The organism is Blautia sp. NSJ-140 (genome assembly GCF_022868965.1).
GTDB lineage: Bacteria > Bacillota > Clostridia > Lachnospirales > Lachnospiraceae > Blautia_A.
The window spans coordinates 1-16,832 of record NZ_JALIFS010000022.1 but is presented as its reverse complement, the minus strand read 5'-3'; the positions used below and the strand labels follow the sequence as shown (position 1 = coordinate 16,832).

Below are 16,832 nucleotides of genomic sequence, written 5' to 3'. Positions count from 1 at the left end.
GATGGCGCTACGCCGGTCGCATTTTCAATGCGGTAAGTGCGAGGGAAGGCGATCTCAGAGTTCCGTAGCCCGAACGCCCTCCCTCGCGCTCCCACCCCGTTGGGCACGGAAGGAGTTCTGCGTTGTTGTGTGTGCTGCGTTGTTGACTTTTGTCTGTATGCTCCGGTATTGGATGTGGAACGTTGTGCCGATCTGGTTCCTGTATTCTTCAATATTTATGGCGGTACGCTATGCCGATCTGCAATCTGGTTCTGGGATTCTTCGGTACTTATGGTGGTTCGCTGTGCCGATCTGCGATCTGGTTCTGGGATTCTTCGGTACTTATGATGGTTCGCTATGCCGATCTGCGATCTGGTTCTAGGATTCTTCGGTACTTATGGTAGTATGCTGTGCCGATCTAGTTCCTGTATTCTTCGATATTTATGGTGATACGCTGTGCCGATCCCGTATTCTTCGATACTTATAGGAATATTCTGTACCAGTCTGACATTTCAGGACAGGACGCCCAGTCCGCTTCCATCCCCCGCATGTTTTTTCCTGTCGGCTGGAAGCGTCAGCCAGAGGAAGGTGGCATCGGGCCGGGCTGCTGCGGAGGAGGGGTGATTACTACTTGGGCTGCGAGAGACGGCGTTATTGCGGCAGGATCTGCTGTCTGAGCCGGAGGCGAGTTCTGACCCTGCCGCAATGCTTTTAGCCGTCTCACGGAGCCCTAGTAGTATCCCACGACGGAGTCCCTGCCCGGAGCGATGCCACCTTCCTCTGGCGTCCCTCTCCATCCTTCTCACAAAACCTCAAAAGCATCCCCGACTACAGCCACCGAGCGATGCCACCTTCCTCTGGCGTCCCTCAACCACATCCATACACACAAAAAAAAGCCCGGCATCTTCATATTCCAAAGACACCGGACTCCCATCAGTCATATATAAGCTGGAAATGAGACTCGAACTCACGACCCCTTCATTACGAGTGAAGTGCTCTACCGACTGAGCTATTCCAGCTTGTGCTAAACACAACTGATATTATACCGTATTTTACAAAAAATGCAAGCACTTTTTCCTACAATCCACTTAAATCCTCACCACCCCAATCACCCCCAACCATATTCCCATTTAATTCACAAACCATCACTCATCCCCTGAAGCCCCCTTCCTGCGAGAAGCCACCCGTTTCACAACCTTTACCGCATCCTTTACAACCACAGATTTTTCAACCACCGTCATTTTCGCCTTATCCATACGCTTTCCCCTGCTTTTCCCCGCAGTCTTTTTCACATTTCCTTTCTTTACAGAGCTTTTCTTCACATCCACCTTCTCCGGTGTACACCCAAATACCGCCACACCATAAGCCGGAAGCTTCAGCTTCAAAGAAAACTCCCTGTTATCACACTCCATATGAATAGCCGCTTTCGCACGTGCGTTCACCACACCCTGTCCGCCAAACTTTTCACTGTCACTGTTGAAAATTTCCTTATATTTCCCCGCAAAAGGCACACCAACCCGGTAACTGTCATAAGATACCGGTGAAAAATTACACACCGCAAGAATCGTTTCTTCCGGCTTTTCCGTCTTACGAAGAAACACAACCACATTCTCATCATAGCTGGTAAACTGGATCCACTCAAACCCATCCGAATTACCATCCATTGCATACAACGCCGGATGATTCCTGTAAAGTTCATTCAGATCATGCAGATACGCCCTCATTTCCGGCCCCACATCCCCATCCGGCGCAGTCATCTTCACACCCGGATGAAGCATCAGATAGCCATACGCAGCACGCAGCTGAGCATCCTTCTGCCTTGAAGATCCCGGAAGCTTCTCCAGAAACTCTTTTAACGTACCCACATCTCTCTTCCCCAGAGTCAGTACATAATGCTCACTATATGCATACATCATGGAAAGCGTCAGCTGATCATAATAATTTCGTCTGTCCAAAGGCTCTGCTTCCAGGTAAGAAAGAAGATCCTTTGTCCAGCCACCACTCCATTTATAGTCAAACCCCAGATGATCATTCTCCACACTGTCTGTAAGCTGCGGCCATAAACCATCCTCCTGTGCGATCAGAAGAATCCCCGGATACTGCTTCTTCACAATAGAATTCAGATGCTTCAGAAACTCCAGTGCCTGAAGATTCTCATTGGAACTATAAAGATTAGCCGTCCACTGTCCCGCCTCTCTTCCAAAATCCAGATACAGCATCGCATCTACATCATCCATCCGAAATCCGTCCACATGAAATTCATCCAGCCAGAAAAACGTATTGGAAATAAGAAAATCTTTGACCATAGGACTTCCGTAATTATAAAGCATGGTGCCCCACATCGGATGAACGGCCATAGCCGGATCCTGTACTTCATAAAGAGGAGTTCCGTCGAATTTCTCAAGCCCTGCATCAAACCGCGGAAACTGAGCCGGTGTCCAATCCAGGATCACGCCAATCCCTGCCTGATGAAGATCCTCCACCAGTGTCCGGAAATCTGCCGCAGTCCCAAAACGGGTAGTCACAGCATAATACGCAGACGTAGAATATCCTCCTGAACTTCGGTCAAGATACTCCATCACCGGATGAAATTCTACATGCGTATAACCGGTTTCCTTCAGAAACTCCACCAGTTCACCACTGTTTTTCCACTCTGTTACATCCGTTTCATAAATAGAAACCGGAACTTCACGGCTGGCAAACCTTTCACGTTCCTTCATCCACGCTTCATCCTGCCAGGAAAAATCTCCCAGTTCTGTTACAACAGAAATCACAGACGGCGCTCCCTGGGTTCCATTTCCATACGGATCCGATTTCCTCTGTACCTTGCCACCTTTGATCTTGATCTCATACTGGTAAGAGGCCCCTGCCTGTACACCTGGAACAAAAAGCTCAAAAATTCCGGACATTGGCATCCGATGCATCGGAAGACGCCTTCCATCCCACCTGTCAAAATCACCGACCACACTGACACTGATTGCATTTGGTGCCCAGACAGCAAAATATGTTCCTTCTACCTCGCCACAGGTCCCAGGATGCGCTCCCAGCTTCTCATATGCCTCGTAATAGACACCGGCACAAAAAGCTCGTTCCTCCTCTTCCGTGATCTGGCATGGATATTCATAAGCATCGTAAAAAGTCTCTTTTCTGCTTCCTCTTATCACACGGAAACGATATTCCGGAATCCCTTTCAGCGGAAGCATTACAGCATAATAACCAGCCTCATCTTCCAGGATCATCGGATAACTCTTTTCCCCTACAACAACCTCTGCAGCATCCGCTCCCGGAAAAAATCCCTGGATCAGAACGCCATCCTCTGTTACCCTTGGCTGCATCACATCACGAGGTGATGCCTCCTCCCCGTAAACGATCGCCTCGATCCGGGGCCAATCCATATATTCATACGCTTTATCAGCCATAATCGTCTCCTCCATCATATTTGTTGTTTTATAGACTAAGTTTACCACTATTTTACAGAAAAATAAAGATAACAGTTCTAATCTTCGCAAAAAGCACCACAAGTAACCGGTAACAGAACAGAAAATAATTCGATTTGGTTCTTCCCAAAATCATGTGTAACGATTATAATATGAAGCAGAATATGAAACGAATAACTTATCAGGAGGAATCATCAATGGAAAACAGACAGTATGATGTAACAGCTCTCGGCGAGCTTCTGATCGACTTCACAGAAAACGGTGACAGTTCCCAGGGAAACCCTACTTTCGAGGCAAACCCGGGTGGAGCTCCCTGTAACGTTCTTGCCATGCTGAACCGTCTTGGCAAAAAAACTGCATTTATCGGAAAGGTCGGAAACGACATGTTCGGCAAGCAGCTGAAGGCTGCCGTAGAAGAATGCGGCATTGATACCAGAAATCTTGTCATGGACGATGAAATTCACACTACCCTTGCTTTTGTACATACTTACCCGGACGGAGACCGTGATTTTTCTTTCTACCGTAATCCAGGTGCAGATATGATGCTGACAAAGGATGAGGTAGATGCCGATCTGATCCGCAATTCCAGGATCTTCCATTTCGGCACACTTTCTTCCACACATGAGGGTGTCCGTGAAGCAACCCGCTATGCTCTTGACGTGGCAAAAGAAGCCGGATGCATCATCACCTTTGACCCGAACTTACGCCCTCCACTCTGGAAGGATCTGAACGATGCCCGCAAAGAGATTGAATACGGCATGGAACGCTGTGATGTACTGAAGATTTCTGATAATGAAGTAGAATTTCTTTTTGACACAACAGATTATGATAAGGGTGCTGCCCTTATCGAAGAAAAATATCATATCCCGCTTGTGCTGATCACAATGGGAAAAGATGGAAGCCGTGCTTATTATCGCGGACGGAAGGTTGAGGCTGCTCCTTTCCTTCAAGAACACACCATCGAAACCACCGGCGCCGGTGACACCTTCTGCGCAAGCACATTGAACTATGTACTTGAGCACGGGCTTGATGATCTCACAGACGAGAACCTTGCAGAACTGCTTACTTTTGCAAATGCGGCAGCTTCTCTTATCACAACAAAGAAGGGCGCGCTTCGCGTGATGCCTACAAGGGATGAAGTTCTTGACTTCATCGCATCTCGCAAGTAATTAGTTTTTATTTTTTCTTATAGTTCTTATTTATTAGCTTTGATAAGCTGAGGAAAACCGCAGGGGGAGAAAGCACTCGGAGTTACGAAGCCCGCTTTTCTCCCCCTGCATCCCCTCTTTCCGGGCACGTACCGCGGAGGCGGCGCTTCGCGCCTGTCCGCCAATTGTTGAAGTTTCTACGTATTTTCCCTGTTATATCATATATTTTTATTAATGTCTTATCGTATAAAAATTTATATCCAATACCATTACGTATATTATATTTACACATTATGTTTGTATTTAATCTATTTACATTTAATCTATTCGCATTTGATATATTCCCATTTAATCTATTCCCATTTAATATATTCCTATTTAATATATTCGCATTTGATATATTCCCATTTGATATATTCCCATTTGATATATTCTCATTTGATATATTCCCATTTAATATATTCGCATTTGATATATTCCCATTTAATATATTCGCATTTAATATATTCCCATTTGATATATTCCCATTTAATATATTCCCATTTGATATATTCCCATTTAATATATTCCCATTTAATATATTCCCATTTGATATATTCCCATTTAATATATTCCCATTTAATATATTCCCATTTGATATATTTACCATTTGATATATTTACCATTCAAATTCACTTCTATAATATTCCAAAAAATCCGCAGATGTGCCCCGCACATCGAGACCTACCAACCCCCACCCACCCTCACTCTCGGCTCAACCTTCCACATCCAATACCGTCACATACATATAACGGCCTCAAGACTATTTCACTCCCAACAACCCCCTCAGGCCGTTCTCCTCCATCGGCTCAACCTTCCGTATCCAATACCGCAGCATACAGACACAAGTCAACAAAACTCCCACCCTCCACAACCAAGCACTCCAAAAAAAGCCCGAGGGGTGTGCAGAGGGGCCGCGGCTTTGCGGCCCCTTTGCGGTTTTCCTATTTTCGCAAAAAAATACTGCGTCCGTTCGCCAACCCGAACGAAACACAGTATTTTTCAAAAGTATTTTTTTACATTTTGTTACTTAACAACACGTACTCTGTACATGCCCTCGATCTCCTTAAGTTCATCCAACGCCTTAGCAGACGCCGCACTCTCAAGATCAATAAGAGTATAAGCAAACTCCCCTTTACTCTTATTGGTCATATCCGCAATATTCAATCCCTCGGATCCAAGGATCTTTGTAACCTGACTGATCATATTCGGTGTGTTGCTGTGCGCAAGAGAGATTCTTCCGACAGCCACACAGGTACCCATATCACAGTTCGGATAATTAACTGAATTTTTGATATTACCATTCTCAAGGTAATCGCGAATCTCCTTTACAGCCATCTCTGCACAGTTTTCTTCTGATTCCTCTGTAGACGCGCCAAGATGCGGAGTTACCAGAATACCCTCGCGTCCTGCAACTGTCTCATTTGCAAAGTCAGTTACATACTTCTTAACCTTGCCACTCTCAACAGCCTCGATCAGCGCATCCTCATCAACAAGAAGATCTCTTGCAAAATTCAGAAGAACCACGCCATCCTTCATCTTATCAAAAGCTTCTTTGTTGATCATCTTCTTAGTGCTGTCAAGAAGCGGCACATGAATGGTGATATAATCGCACTGGCTGTAGATCTCATCCAGGCTCTTGCTGTGCTTGATGGTTCTGGACAGGTTCCATGCCGCATCAATAGAAAGATATGGGTCATAGCCATATACTTCCATACCAAGACCGCATGCTGCGTTTGCCACCATGGCTCCAATGGCTCCAAGTCCGATGATACCAAGCTTTTTGCCACTGATCTCACATCCTGCAAACTGTTTTTTCTGCTTCTCGGCAAGCTTGCCGATGTGCTCTTTATCTTTCTCCTGTGCAACCCACTCGATACCTCCTACGATATCTCTGGATGCAAGGAGCATACCTGCAAGTACCAGCTCTTTTACGCCGTTTGCGTTAGCTCCGGGTGTGTTGAATACAACAACACCCTTCTCTGCATACTCCTTAACCGGAATATTATTGACGCCTGCACCTGCACGTGCAACTGCGCAAACGCTCTTCGCAAGCTCCATGTCGTGCATTTTTGCACTTCTTACAAGGATTGCATCACACTGGTCAGCTGTCTCTGTTTTTTTATAATTATCGCCAAAAAATTTCAGACCTTTTTCAGCGATAGGATTCAGGCAATGATACTGGAACATTATGCATTCTCCTCCTCGAATTTTTTCATGAATGCAACCAGGGCCTCTACGCCGGCCTTTGGCATGGCATTGTAGATGCTGGCACGCATTCCGCCAACAGTACGGTGTCCTTTCAGGTTTACAAGTCCTGCTTCAGCTGCCTCTTTGACAAACTTGGCATCCATTTCCTTGTCACCGGTTACGAACGGTACATTCATAAGAGATCTGTCTTCCGGAACTACAGTTCCTTTGAACAGCTTGCTGGAATCCAGGTAATCATAAAGGATTTTTGCTTTTTCCTCATTGCGCTGCTTCATCACTTCCAGACCGCCCATCTTCTTCAGCCATTTGAATACTTTTCCGCATACATAGATGCAGTAAGCATTCGGCGTATTGTAAAGAGAGCCTGCATCTGCATGTGTCTTATAAGTAAGCATGGTTGGGGTTCCCGGAAGAACATCCTCTGTGATCAGGTCCTCACGGATGATCACAATAACCATACCTGCCGGTCCGATGTTCTTCTGAACACCGCCATAGATAATACCATATTTGCTTACATCCACCGGCTCAGACAGGAAGCAGGAGGATACATCAGCTACCAGAGTCTTGCCTTTTGTGTTTGGAAGTTTTTTGAATTTTGTGCCGTAAATGGTATTGTTCTCACAGATGTATACGTAGTCTGCATCCGGGCTGATCGGCAGATCACTGCAGTCCGGGATATAGCTGAAGGTTTTATCTTCAGAAGATGCGATCTTGTTTGCTTTTCCGTATTTCTGAGCTTCTTGATAAGCTTTCTTTGCCCACTGTCCTGTTACGATATAATCTGCGACCTTGTTTTTCATAAGGTTCATCGGGATCATGGCAAACTGCTGGGATGCTCCTCCCTGAAGGAAAAGTACTTTGTAGTTGTCCGGAATGTTCATAAGCTCACGAAGATCTTTCTCTGCAGTATCAATGATCTCCTGAAAAGCTGCACTTCTGTGACTCATTTCCATAACAGACATTCCTGTGCCGTTATAGTCCATCATCTCATCAGCTACTTCTTTGAGTACTTCCTCCGGAAGCACTGCCGGTCCGGCAGAAAAATTATACACTCTACTCATGTTTCTTCATATCCTCCTCATCAAATACATCATCAAGGTTCGCACCGGCCGGTACCATCGGGAACACACTCAGATCCTGATCGATCCAGCAATCCAGAACGACAGGTCCCTCTGCTGCCAGTGCCATCTTAAGTGCAGGCTCCACATCCTCCATCTTTGTCACACGAATGGCTTTTGCACCCAGCGCCTCTGATAATTTCACAAAATCAACGGCGTCATCCAGTACTGTAGAAGAGTATCTCTTTCCATAGAAGAGCGTCTGCCACTGACGCACCATTCCAAGTACATGATTGTTCATAACAATCTGGATCAGCTGTCTGCCACAGCGTGCAGCTGTTGCCAGCTCATTCATATTCATACGGAAGCATCCGTCACCTGCTATATTTACAACTGTTTTTTCCGGTCTGCCCATCTTCGCGCCAATTGCAGCGCCAAGGCCGTAGCCCATAGTTCCAAGGCCGCCGGAAGTAAGAAGAGTTCTCGGCTCTTTGTATTTATAATACTGTGCCGCCCACATCTGGTGCTGTCCAACATCTGTGGAGATGATCGCATCACCGTTGGTCAGCTCATAAAGCTTCTCTATAATATACGGACCTGTAAGCTGTGTGTGATCATAATTCAGCGGATATTTTTCTTTCAGCTCCTGGATATGTGCGATCCACTCCGGATGTTCTTTCTTCGGGATTTCCTCCAGAAGACGTTTCAGCACTTCCTTCACATCACCGATCACACTGGCATCCACTTTGATATTTTTATTGATCTCCGCAGCATCCACATCGATCTGAAGGATTTTTGCATTATGTGCAAAAGTTTTTGTATTTCCTGTTACACGGTCACTGAAGCGTGCACCAAGAACAATAAGAAGATCGCACTCTGTTACGCCAAGATCAGAAGCCTTGGTTCCATGCATACCTACCATACCTGTATAGAGAGGATCTTCTCCCGGGAAAGTACCCTTGCCCATCAGAGTATCGCAGACAGGAGCCTGGATCCTGCGAGCCAGCTCACGTACTTCCTGGTCAGCACCGGAGATCACACATCCGCCGCCAACAAAAATAAACGGTTTCTCTGCCTCTCTGATCATTTCCAGTGCCTGATCAATATCTTCTTTACGGATACTTTTGATCTCACGGTTAACCGTAGCCGGGTGACATGGCTCATATTCATATTTCATTCCTGTGATATCCTTCGGGACATCCACAAGCACCGGGCCGGGTCTTCCGCTTTTTGCAATATAAAATGCTCTTCTTAACGTATCTGCAAGATCTTCGATATTCTTTACGATGAAACTGTATTTTGTTACAGGCATTACGATACCTGCGATATCAACCTCCTGGAAAGAATCTCTTCCCAGGAGTGGTCTTCCTACGTTTGCAGTAATGGCTACCATCGGTACGGAATCCATGTATGCAGTCGCAATTCCTGTTACCAGGTTAGTTGCTCCCGGACCGGATGTTGCCAGGCAGACACCTACCTTTCCGGTCGCTCTTGCATAACCGTCAGCAGCATGGGATGCACCCTGCTCGTGGGAGGTCAGTACATGTGTGATCTCATCTTTGTATTCATATAAGGCATCGTAAACATTCAGGATCGCGCCGCCCGGATATCCAAATACGGTATCAACGCCCTGTTCCTTCAGACATTCTACGATGATCTCTGCACCTGTAAGCTGCATATCTTTCGTTCCTCCTTATTTTGCTTTCGGTACTTCCAGGATCGCGCCACGGTTTCCGGATGTTACCATAGCAGCGTATCTTGCCAGATATCCGGTTGTCACCTTCGGCTCTCTTGGCTGCCATTTTTCTCTTCTGGCCTGCATCTCTTCATCTGAAACCTTGATCTCCAGTTTCAGCTCCGGAATATTGATACTGATGATATCGCCTTCCTCAACCAGTGCGATCGGACCGCCTACTGCTGCCTCCGGTGATACGTGTCCGATAGCGGCTCCTCTGGATGCACCACTGAAACGTCCGTCGGTGATCAGGGCTACGGAAGAACCAAGTCCCATTCCCACGATGGCAGATGTAGGATTCAGCATCTCTCTCATTCCAGGGCCACCCTTTGGTCCCTCGTAGCGGATAACCACAACATCTCCCTCTACGATCTTACCGCTCTTGATGGCAACAATTGCGTCATCCTCGCTGTCAAATACACGTGCAGGACCTTCATGTACCAGCATCTCCGGTACAACTGCAGAACGTTTTACAACACCACCATCCGGTGCAAGGTTTCCTTTCAGTACGGCAAGTCCGCCTGTCTTTGTATACGGATTGTCGATAGGGCGGATAACCTCCGGATTCAGGTTTACACAGTTTTTGATATTCTCACCTACTGTTTTTCCGGTTACTGTCATGCACTCTGTATGGAGAAGTCCCAGCTTGTTCAGCTCATTCATGACCGCATAGACACCGCCGGCCTCATTAAGATCTTCCATGTAGGTCGGGCCTGCCGGTGCAAGATGGCAAAGGTTCGGGGTCTTCTCACTGATCTCATTTGCAAAGCTGATATCAAAGTCCATTCCGATCTCATGTGCGATAGCCGGAAGATGAAGCATACTGTTTGTGGAGCATCCAAGTGCCATATCTACGGTAAGTGCATTTAAAACTGCCTCTTTTGTCATAATGTCTCTTGGGCGGATGTTCCTTCTGTACATTTCCATTACCTGCATTCCTGCATGCTTTGCAAGACGGATACGTTCAGAGTATACTGCCGGGATGGTACCGTTTCCTTTCAGTCCCATACCGAGAACCTCAGTCAGGCAGTTCATGCTGTTCGCAGTGTACATACCGGAACATGATCCACAGGTCGGGCAGGTTTTATTTTCGAATTCTTCCAGATCATCTGCTGTGATGGTTCCTGCTGCATAGGAGCCTACTGCCTCAAACATGCTGGAAAGACTGGTTTTATGTCCTTTTACATGACCGGCAAGCATCGGACCGCCGCTTACGAATACAGTAGGAACGTTGATTCTTGCCGCTGCCATCAGAAGGCCAGGTACGTTTTTGTCACAGTTGGGAACCATGACCAGAGCATCGAACTGATGAGCCAGTGCCATGGCCTCTGTGGAATCTGCGATCAGGTCACGTGTTACAAGGGAATATTTCATTCCAACGTGTCCCATTGCGATTCCGTCACATACTGCGATCGCCGGAAATACAACCGGTGTGCCGCCAGCCATTGCAACGCCGAGTTTCACAGCATTTACAATTTTGTCAAGGTTCATATGTCCCGGTACGATCTCGTTATAAGAGCTTACGATTCCTACCAGTGGTTTGTCCATTTCTTCCTTTGTCATTCCAAGGGCATTGAACAGGGAACGATGTGGTGCCTGCTGTGTGCCTTTTCTTACGGTATCACTTCTCATTTTCAGGGTCTCTCCTTTTTATTTTTTACGATATGATCCGGTATCTGCTTATTGTCTTCTTTTACCTGATATCGGTTCTTTTTGTTCTGTTTCGTTTTGTTCGTCTTTATTTATGCGATAGCATCTGCGATCAGATCGCCCATCTCTTTGGTTCCGACAAGCTTGCATCCGTCAGACATGATATCTCCTGTTCTGTAACCATCTGTAAGAACCTTCTGTACTGCTGTTTCCACAGCATCTGCTTCTTTATCAAGATCCAGAGAATATCTCAGCATCATGGCAGCGGAAAGAATGGTTGCGATGGGGTTTGCCTTGTTCTGGCCTGCGATATCCGGTGCTGAACCATGGCTCGGCTCATAGAGACCAAGCTTTGTTTCATTTAAGCTTGCAGAGGAAAGCATTCCGATAGAACCGGTCACCATACTTGCCTCATCAGAGAGGATATCTCCAAACATGTTTTCTGTAAGGATAACATCAAACTGCTTCGGATCACGTACCAGCTGCATTGCACAGTTATCAACCAGCATATGCTCCAGTGTTACATCCGGATAATCCTTTGCCACATCCTCCACTACACTTCTCCAGAGTCTGGAAGAATCAAGAACATTGGCTTTATCTACACTTGTAACCTTATTTCTTCTCTTACGTGCGATCTCAAATGCCTTAATTGCAATACGGCGGATCTCATTCTCATTATAAGAAAGAGTATCTACTGCTGTGCGGACTCCGTTCTCCTCAGTAGTCTTTCTTGCTCCGAAATAAAGACCTCCTGTAAGCTCTCTTACGATGATCATGTCAAAACCATCTCCGATGATCTCATCACGGAGCGGGCATGCATCACGAAGCTCATTGTAAAGATAAGCCGGACGAAGATTTGCAAACAGATTCAGTGCCTTACGTATCGCAAGAAGACCTGCCTCCGGACGTTTGGATGGCTCAAGCTTATACCACGGGGATGTCTTGGCATCACCGCCAATGGAACCCATCAGTACTGCATCAGAAGCTTTTGCCTGGGCAATGGCTTCCTCTGTAAGAGGTATTCCGTGAGCATCAATGGATGCCCCTCCTAGAAGAACCTCTGTGTATGAAAATTTATGACTGTATTTCTCACATACTCTGTCTAAAACTTTTTTGGCCTCGGCAACAATCTCCGGACCGATTCCGTCTCCCGGAATCAGGGCAATTTTGTACTCCATTTTATTCACTCCTCCGATTTCCCCTGTGCTGTAAAATTTTAACGCACTGGTGTGGATAATTGTTATTATCATAACGCACTTTTCGACGGATTTCAACCTATTAAATAGATAAAGTTATTTCCGGAATGCAAAAAAAAACGGTAATTCCCTGTTTCTGCCGCCACAGAGACATACTTTCGCACACAGAAAAAAGAAAAACTGCCCTACCATTGGATGAACGCCGATAAGGAAGTAGCAGAAACAAATTAACTTAACGACTGACAAACAGGTGCAAAATGGTGTGGCATATATTTGACACACCATTTTTAACACAAAGTTATATATAGGAAAATATTCTTGCAGTTATTTCTTGTTTTTGTTACAATTATCTACAGGATATTATTGGGGATTGCTGTTGATAGGAGGCGATTATCTTCTTCTTTTATTTTTTCTTTGATGACCTGTATTGGGTTGAAGAAGTGCAACAAGCATTTAAAATGATTTGCATGGATAAGATGCTATCCGACGGTTACTTTGATATGAGCATATATATCTATGGTCGTATCAAGAAAGATGAAATGTATGCAAAACTTGTTGCGCGCAAGTCAAAATACGCTGTATTGTACCGGGGAGCATATCCTAATCAAGACAATGCACGTTCTGTTTGGAATTCAAAAGTCCAAAAGCAAGAAAGTGTTGATAATGAGCAAAAAATTGAACTTACTTATGAAGAGGCAAGTGCCATAGTCAACTGGGTATATAGATCGCTCAGAAACGCTCAGGAAAGGGAGAATTTTACTCAAGAGCTTCTGCGGAGAATAGAAGAATTTCATGGCATTCAAAATAGTGTCCGTTTTTCAAATGGAGTGGCATATAATGCTGCCAAAGTAGAGTTGCATTTCTTTTCATCTGTTTCTGGTGTAAGTTCTTTTATTTCTTCTTTAAAGAAGCGTAACGACACGTTAATTTTTTATAGAGGACACGCAAATCCCAATTATATTCTGCGCCCATCAATTATGCGTACGACTAGCTTGCAAGAAAATGAGAGTGCGTTGTATAACGAATTGCTAATCAACTGCCCTGAGGAATTTGAGAAGTGTCATACCCATTTAGAAAAATTAGTTAAGATGCAACACTATGGTTTGCCAACGCGATTACTAGACATTACTAGAAATTTGTTGGTAGCCTTATTCTTTGCGTGCGAAAGCCAGCCCGAAACCTATGGAGAATTGATATTGATTGCTGCTAACCATCAGGAAATCAAATATCCACAAAGTGATACAGTTTCTATTTTGGCTAGCCTTCCCGTTTTTTCAGCGCAGAAACAGCGTGAGTTCTTTTCGCTAGCGAGTGATGCGCATATTTCTAGCTCACAATTTAACACTAAGATAGCGAGACTGATTCATGAAGTTAGATTAGAGAAACCAGCTTTCCAACCAGAAATAAACAAAAATGATGTTCTTAATAGTTACATTGTTTACGCACTTAAAAACAATAACAGAATTGTGAAACAAGATGGTGCGTTTATTCTTTGCGGGCTTGATAATCAATATGGTTTTCTAGAAAAATTTCGTTATAGAGAACATAACAAAAAAGTAGTTGTATTGATTGATAAGAAGAAAAAAATCCTTGAGCAGTTAGAAACTTTTTCTATCAATCGCGCTTCTCTTTTTCCTGAAATTGAGTGTGTCTCGGAATATCTCAAAAACAAGTATTTATAGCGTAATTGACATTTCTTGTTGACTTCTACGCATTTTAAACCATACTTATGCGAACTTGAATATAATCCTTTCTGGGTAGTCCAATCACACTGAAAAAGCCCCGTGTATCGGGCTTTTTTAACCTCTAAATGCGTAGGCACAAATGTCATAATAACAGCGGGCTCAAGCGAATTTCTGCTTGGTTACCACACAGCAAATACAGAGGAAGCCGTCAAGGGTCGAGATGAACGCTCCGCGCCCTTGACGGCTTCCTTTGTCTTGGTAAGCTTTAGCGAAGCGACAACCCCCAGCTTTGCTGGGGAGAGTAAAAAAGATTATATAATGAAAAGACCTTCTGGTATAATGAAAGTGCGGTCGGCCAACTGCACAAGAAAAACACCAGGAGGTCTTTTAAGATGGAAAAAGATATAGCGAGTTTGCAGCACACAACGTGGAGATGCCAGTATCATGTAGTGTTTGCTCCCAAATACCGCAGAATGGCAATATATGGGCAAATCAGAACGGATATAGGAGTGATTCTGAGAAAATTGTGCGAGCAAAAAGGAGTGGAAATCATTCAGGCAGAAGCCTGCCCGGATCATATCCACATGCTAATTAGTATTCCACCCAAATATAGTGTAGCACAAATCATGGGATATCTCAAAGGGAAAAGTAGCCTGATGATATTCGATAGACACGCAAACTTAAAATATAAGTATGGAGACAGGCACTTTTGGGCAAGAGGATACTATGTGGATACAGTAGGACGCAACAAAAAGCAGATTGCGGAGTACATCAAGCATCAGCTTGACGAAGACCAGATAGCAGATCAAATGAGCCTGAAAGAGTTCATTGACCCGTTTACGGGTAGCAAGAATACCAAGGCATAAGACAACGCCCCTTAAGGGGCCTGCCACGAGTCGGCAATGCAGTTGGCCGAACCGTTCGAGGCACCTTGAGGGGCGTTGTCCGTATTATGCCCTTCTAGGGCTTACACAAACCCCCGGCTTAGCCGGGGGTCATGACTTGCTATTTCTTGTTTACGATGACTTCCGTGAGCTTTGCCTGTAAGCGGTGTTTCATGTATTCATCCACCATCACATGAGGTAAACCGTCCAGATCGTAGAGTGTCCGGGTACACAGTTTATTCATGTAGCCGTCATAATATCGCAAGACACTTTCCACGGCCAGCGGATCACCGGCGCGAGCCGTCTCGATCACAGACAAGGGCAACAGTTCCCGCCCGTAGAAAGTTGGCTGCTTCATTTCGCTTTCCTCCCTCCGTCGTCCTCCAATCGTTTCCGCAATTCATTCAGGGCTTTGGTACGGTGCCGCTGGACGGCGCTGCGGGACATTTCTGCAATACTACCTATCTCCCCATCTGTCAGTTCCAACACACAATACAGGATCAAAATGCTTTGCTCCCGTTCCGGCAGGCTGGCAAAGGTATCAGCCACCAGCTCGTCCCGGATATGTAGGGCATAGCCAAAGGCCGAGGACACAAAGCTGTCGCTTGGGTATTCGTCCATCGAGCAGAGTTTGTCCATTTCATACTGGCACAAGGCACTGAACTGGATTGCCCGTTTCAGCTGACGATTTAGTTCCCGGAAATAGTTCATAGCCTCATGGCGGAGAACAGTTTTACAGAACGCGTCAAACCGGCAGCGTTCTCCATAATCGTCAGGGATGTATTTCATTTTCTCACCCCCGATCTGCGGGATAGCGAGAAGGCCGGGCCGGTTGCGCCGCCCACGGTATCTACGTTGCTGCGGCAACTCAGGCCCGCACCGAAAGACCACAGGAAACGACAAAATTCGCCCGGCAGGTTGTAGACCCACTGTGCGAAAATGAAAGTAATATGAAGTTTTCTTATATGGTATAGTTCATACTCGTAGCCGGAGCTGTCACCTGCTGGGCACAGTCTTTTTTTAAGAAGCTATTTTGGTAAAAATCAAGTCGTATCAGCATGGCGGCTTCCTCCGTGGGCCGCCGATCCTGCGCCGGGCAAAAAGAAACGGCGGCTCTGAAAATCAAAGCCGCCGCTTCATAGGCGCGTGGAAATGTGTCTGCTTTACGACGGCTTTTTTCTTTTGCCGTCGTCCGGCAGAATGTTACTCAATATTCAATTCAATGTTTCCAGTAAAGTCCTCACACGCAATGCCGATATAATTTCCACCATCAGGAAGTGTAATTGTATCACTATATGTTCCGGTTGTTTCAAGCAAAGTGACTGCTTCATCCGATCCAGAAATCCAAAATACTTTTGCAGTACCTTCCGTAACCTCCAGCGCGCAGTCAATAGACAGCTCCTTACCAGCTTCACGCTTTATGGAAGTTCCGCCGAACAAATACTCTGTATCTGAAAAATCCTCATAGTTGGCTGTATAGCTTCCTGTATAATCATCAATTCCTTTTTCTTTCGTACCTTGTAAGGATGAATTTCCGGTAAGCTCTATAGCTCCAGCTGACTGAACGATATTATTATAATGGTCGAGAATTTCATCTTTTGAACAGCCAGCAAGCATAAAACTTCCCACAAGGACGAATGTTAATGCTAAAACTATTTTCTTCATAAAATCATCACCAGCCTTTCTTTGGTGCTACCTTTTTGGCCTTTTTCTTTGTTTGGGTTGCTTCTCGCTCTTTCATGCACAAAATCAAGATGGCAGAAATAACGACAGCAAGCACAAGACTGCAAGAACAGGTTCCGATATTCCA

The 16,832-nt window shown here is 45.4% G+C and carries 13 protein-coding genes and 1 tRNA gene; 3 read left to right on the top strand and 11 right to left on the bottom strand.

Going from position 1 to position 16,832, the window contains the following annotated elements; all coding sequences use genetic code 11:
• Positions 1–925: 925 nt before the first annotated feature.
• A tRNA-Thr gene (locus MUB50_RS16835) sits at positions 926–998 on the bottom strand.
• 126 nt (positions 999–1,124) lie between these two features.
• A complete protein-coding gene (gene glgB, locus MUB50_RS16830; RefSeq protein WP_244791762.1) occupies positions 1,125–3,398 on the bottom strand; it encodes a 1,4-alpha-glucan branching enzyme in 2,274 nt (757 codons plus the stop codon).
• A gap of 215 nt (positions 3,399–3,613) precedes the next feature.
• Here glgB and MUB50_RS16825 point away from each other — a divergent pair, with 215 nt between their 5' ends.
• Positions 3,614–4,585, top strand: a complete 972-nt coding sequence (locus tag MUB50_RS16825) for a carbohydrate kinase family protein (protein ID WP_244791764.1) — start codon at positions 3,614–3,616, stop codon at positions 4,583–4,585.
• 82 nt (positions 4,586–4,667) lie between these two features.
• Here MUB50_RS16825 and MUB50_RS16820 read toward each other — a convergent pair whose 3' ends face one another.
• The 6 genes from MUB50_RS16820 to leuB form a co-directional block, all read right to left on the bottom strand.
• Positions 4,668–5,213: a hypothetical protein gene (locus MUB50_RS16820; protein ID WP_244791765.1), complete on the bottom strand. Its 546-nt coding sequence runs from the start codon at positions 5,211–5,213 to the stop codon at positions 4,668–4,670.
• 416 nt (positions 5,214–5,629) lie between these two features.
• Positions 5,630–6,793 carry a phosphoglycerate dehydrogenase gene (locus MUB50_RS16815; RefSeq protein ID WP_118514355.1) on the bottom strand — a complete coding sequence of 388 codons (1,164 nt, stop codon included), beginning with the start codon at positions 6,791–6,793 and terminating at the stop codon, positions 5,630–5,632.
• Positions 6,793–7,875, bottom strand: coding sequence for a 3-phosphoserine/phosphohydroxythreonine transaminase (gene serC / locus MUB50_RS16810; protein WP_118514353.1), 1,083 nt, complete (start codon positions 7,873–7,875; stop codon positions 6,793–6,795). The genes MUB50_RS16815 and serC overlap by 1 nt, the downstream gene beginning before the upstream one ends.
• Positions 7,868–9,550 carry a biosynthetic-type acetolactate synthase large subunit gene (gene ilvB, locus MUB50_RS16805; RefSeq protein WP_118514351.1) on the bottom strand — a complete coding sequence of 561 codons (1,683 nt, stop codon included), beginning with the start codon at positions 9,548–9,550 and terminating at the stop codon, positions 7,868–7,870. Before ilvB ends, serC begins: the two co-directional genes overlap by 8 nt.
• A 15-nt stretch (positions 9,551–9,565) precedes the next feature.
• Positions 9,566–11,239, bottom strand: coding sequence for a dihydroxy-acid dehydratase (gene ilvD, locus MUB50_RS16800; RefSeq protein ID WP_118626661.1), 1,674 nt, complete (start codon positions 11,237–11,239; stop codon positions 9,566–9,568).
• Between the two features lie 110 nt (positions 11,240–11,349).
• A complete protein-coding gene (gene leuB / locus MUB50_RS16795) occupies positions 11,350–12,435 on the bottom strand; it encodes a 3-isopropylmalate dehydrogenase (protein WP_118514347.1) in 1,086 nt (361 codons plus the stop codon).
• A gap of 485 nt (positions 12,436–12,920) precedes the next feature.
• Here leuB and MUB50_RS16790 point away from each other — a divergent pair, with 485 nt between their 5' ends.
• A complete protein-coding gene (locus tag MUB50_RS16790; protein ID WP_195274759.1) occupies positions 12,921–14,135 on the top strand; it encodes an FRG domain-containing protein in 1,215 nt (404 codons plus the stop codon).
• A gap of 395 nt (positions 14,136–14,530) precedes the next feature.
• Positions 14,531–15,004, top strand: coding sequence for an IS200/IS605 family transposase (gene tnpA, locus MUB50_RS16785; RefSeq protein WP_118514343.1), 474 nt, complete (start codon positions 14,531–14,533; stop codon positions 15,002–15,004).
• A 139-nt stretch (positions 15,005–15,143) separates the two neighbouring features.
• On the opposite strand, the gene MUB50_RS16780 is transcribed toward tnpA, so the two are convergent.
• The 3 genes from MUB50_RS16780 to MUB50_RS16770 all read right to left on the bottom strand — a co-directional run bounded on the left by MUB50_RS16780 (position 15,144) and on the right by MUB50_RS16770 (position 16,687).
• Positions 15,144–15,380, bottom strand: a complete 237-nt coding sequence (locus MUB50_RS16780; protein WP_118514341.1) for a helix-turn-helix domain-containing protein — start codon at positions 15,378–15,380, stop codon at positions 15,144–15,146.
• Positions 15,377–15,811 (bottom strand): RNA polymerase sigma factor, encoded by a 435-nt coding sequence (locus tag MUB50_RS16775; protein WP_118514339.1) that lies wholly within the window; start codon positions 15,809–15,811, stop codon positions 15,377–15,379. The genes MUB50_RS16780 and MUB50_RS16775 overlap by 4 nt, the downstream gene beginning before the upstream one ends.
• Positions 15,812–16,225: 414 nt before the next feature.
• Entirely contained in the window at positions 16,226–16,687 is a 462-nt protein-coding gene (locus MUB50_RS16770; RefSeq protein ID WP_118514337.1) for a hypothetical protein, read from the bottom strand.
• Positions 16,688–16,832: the final 145 nt, after the last annotated feature.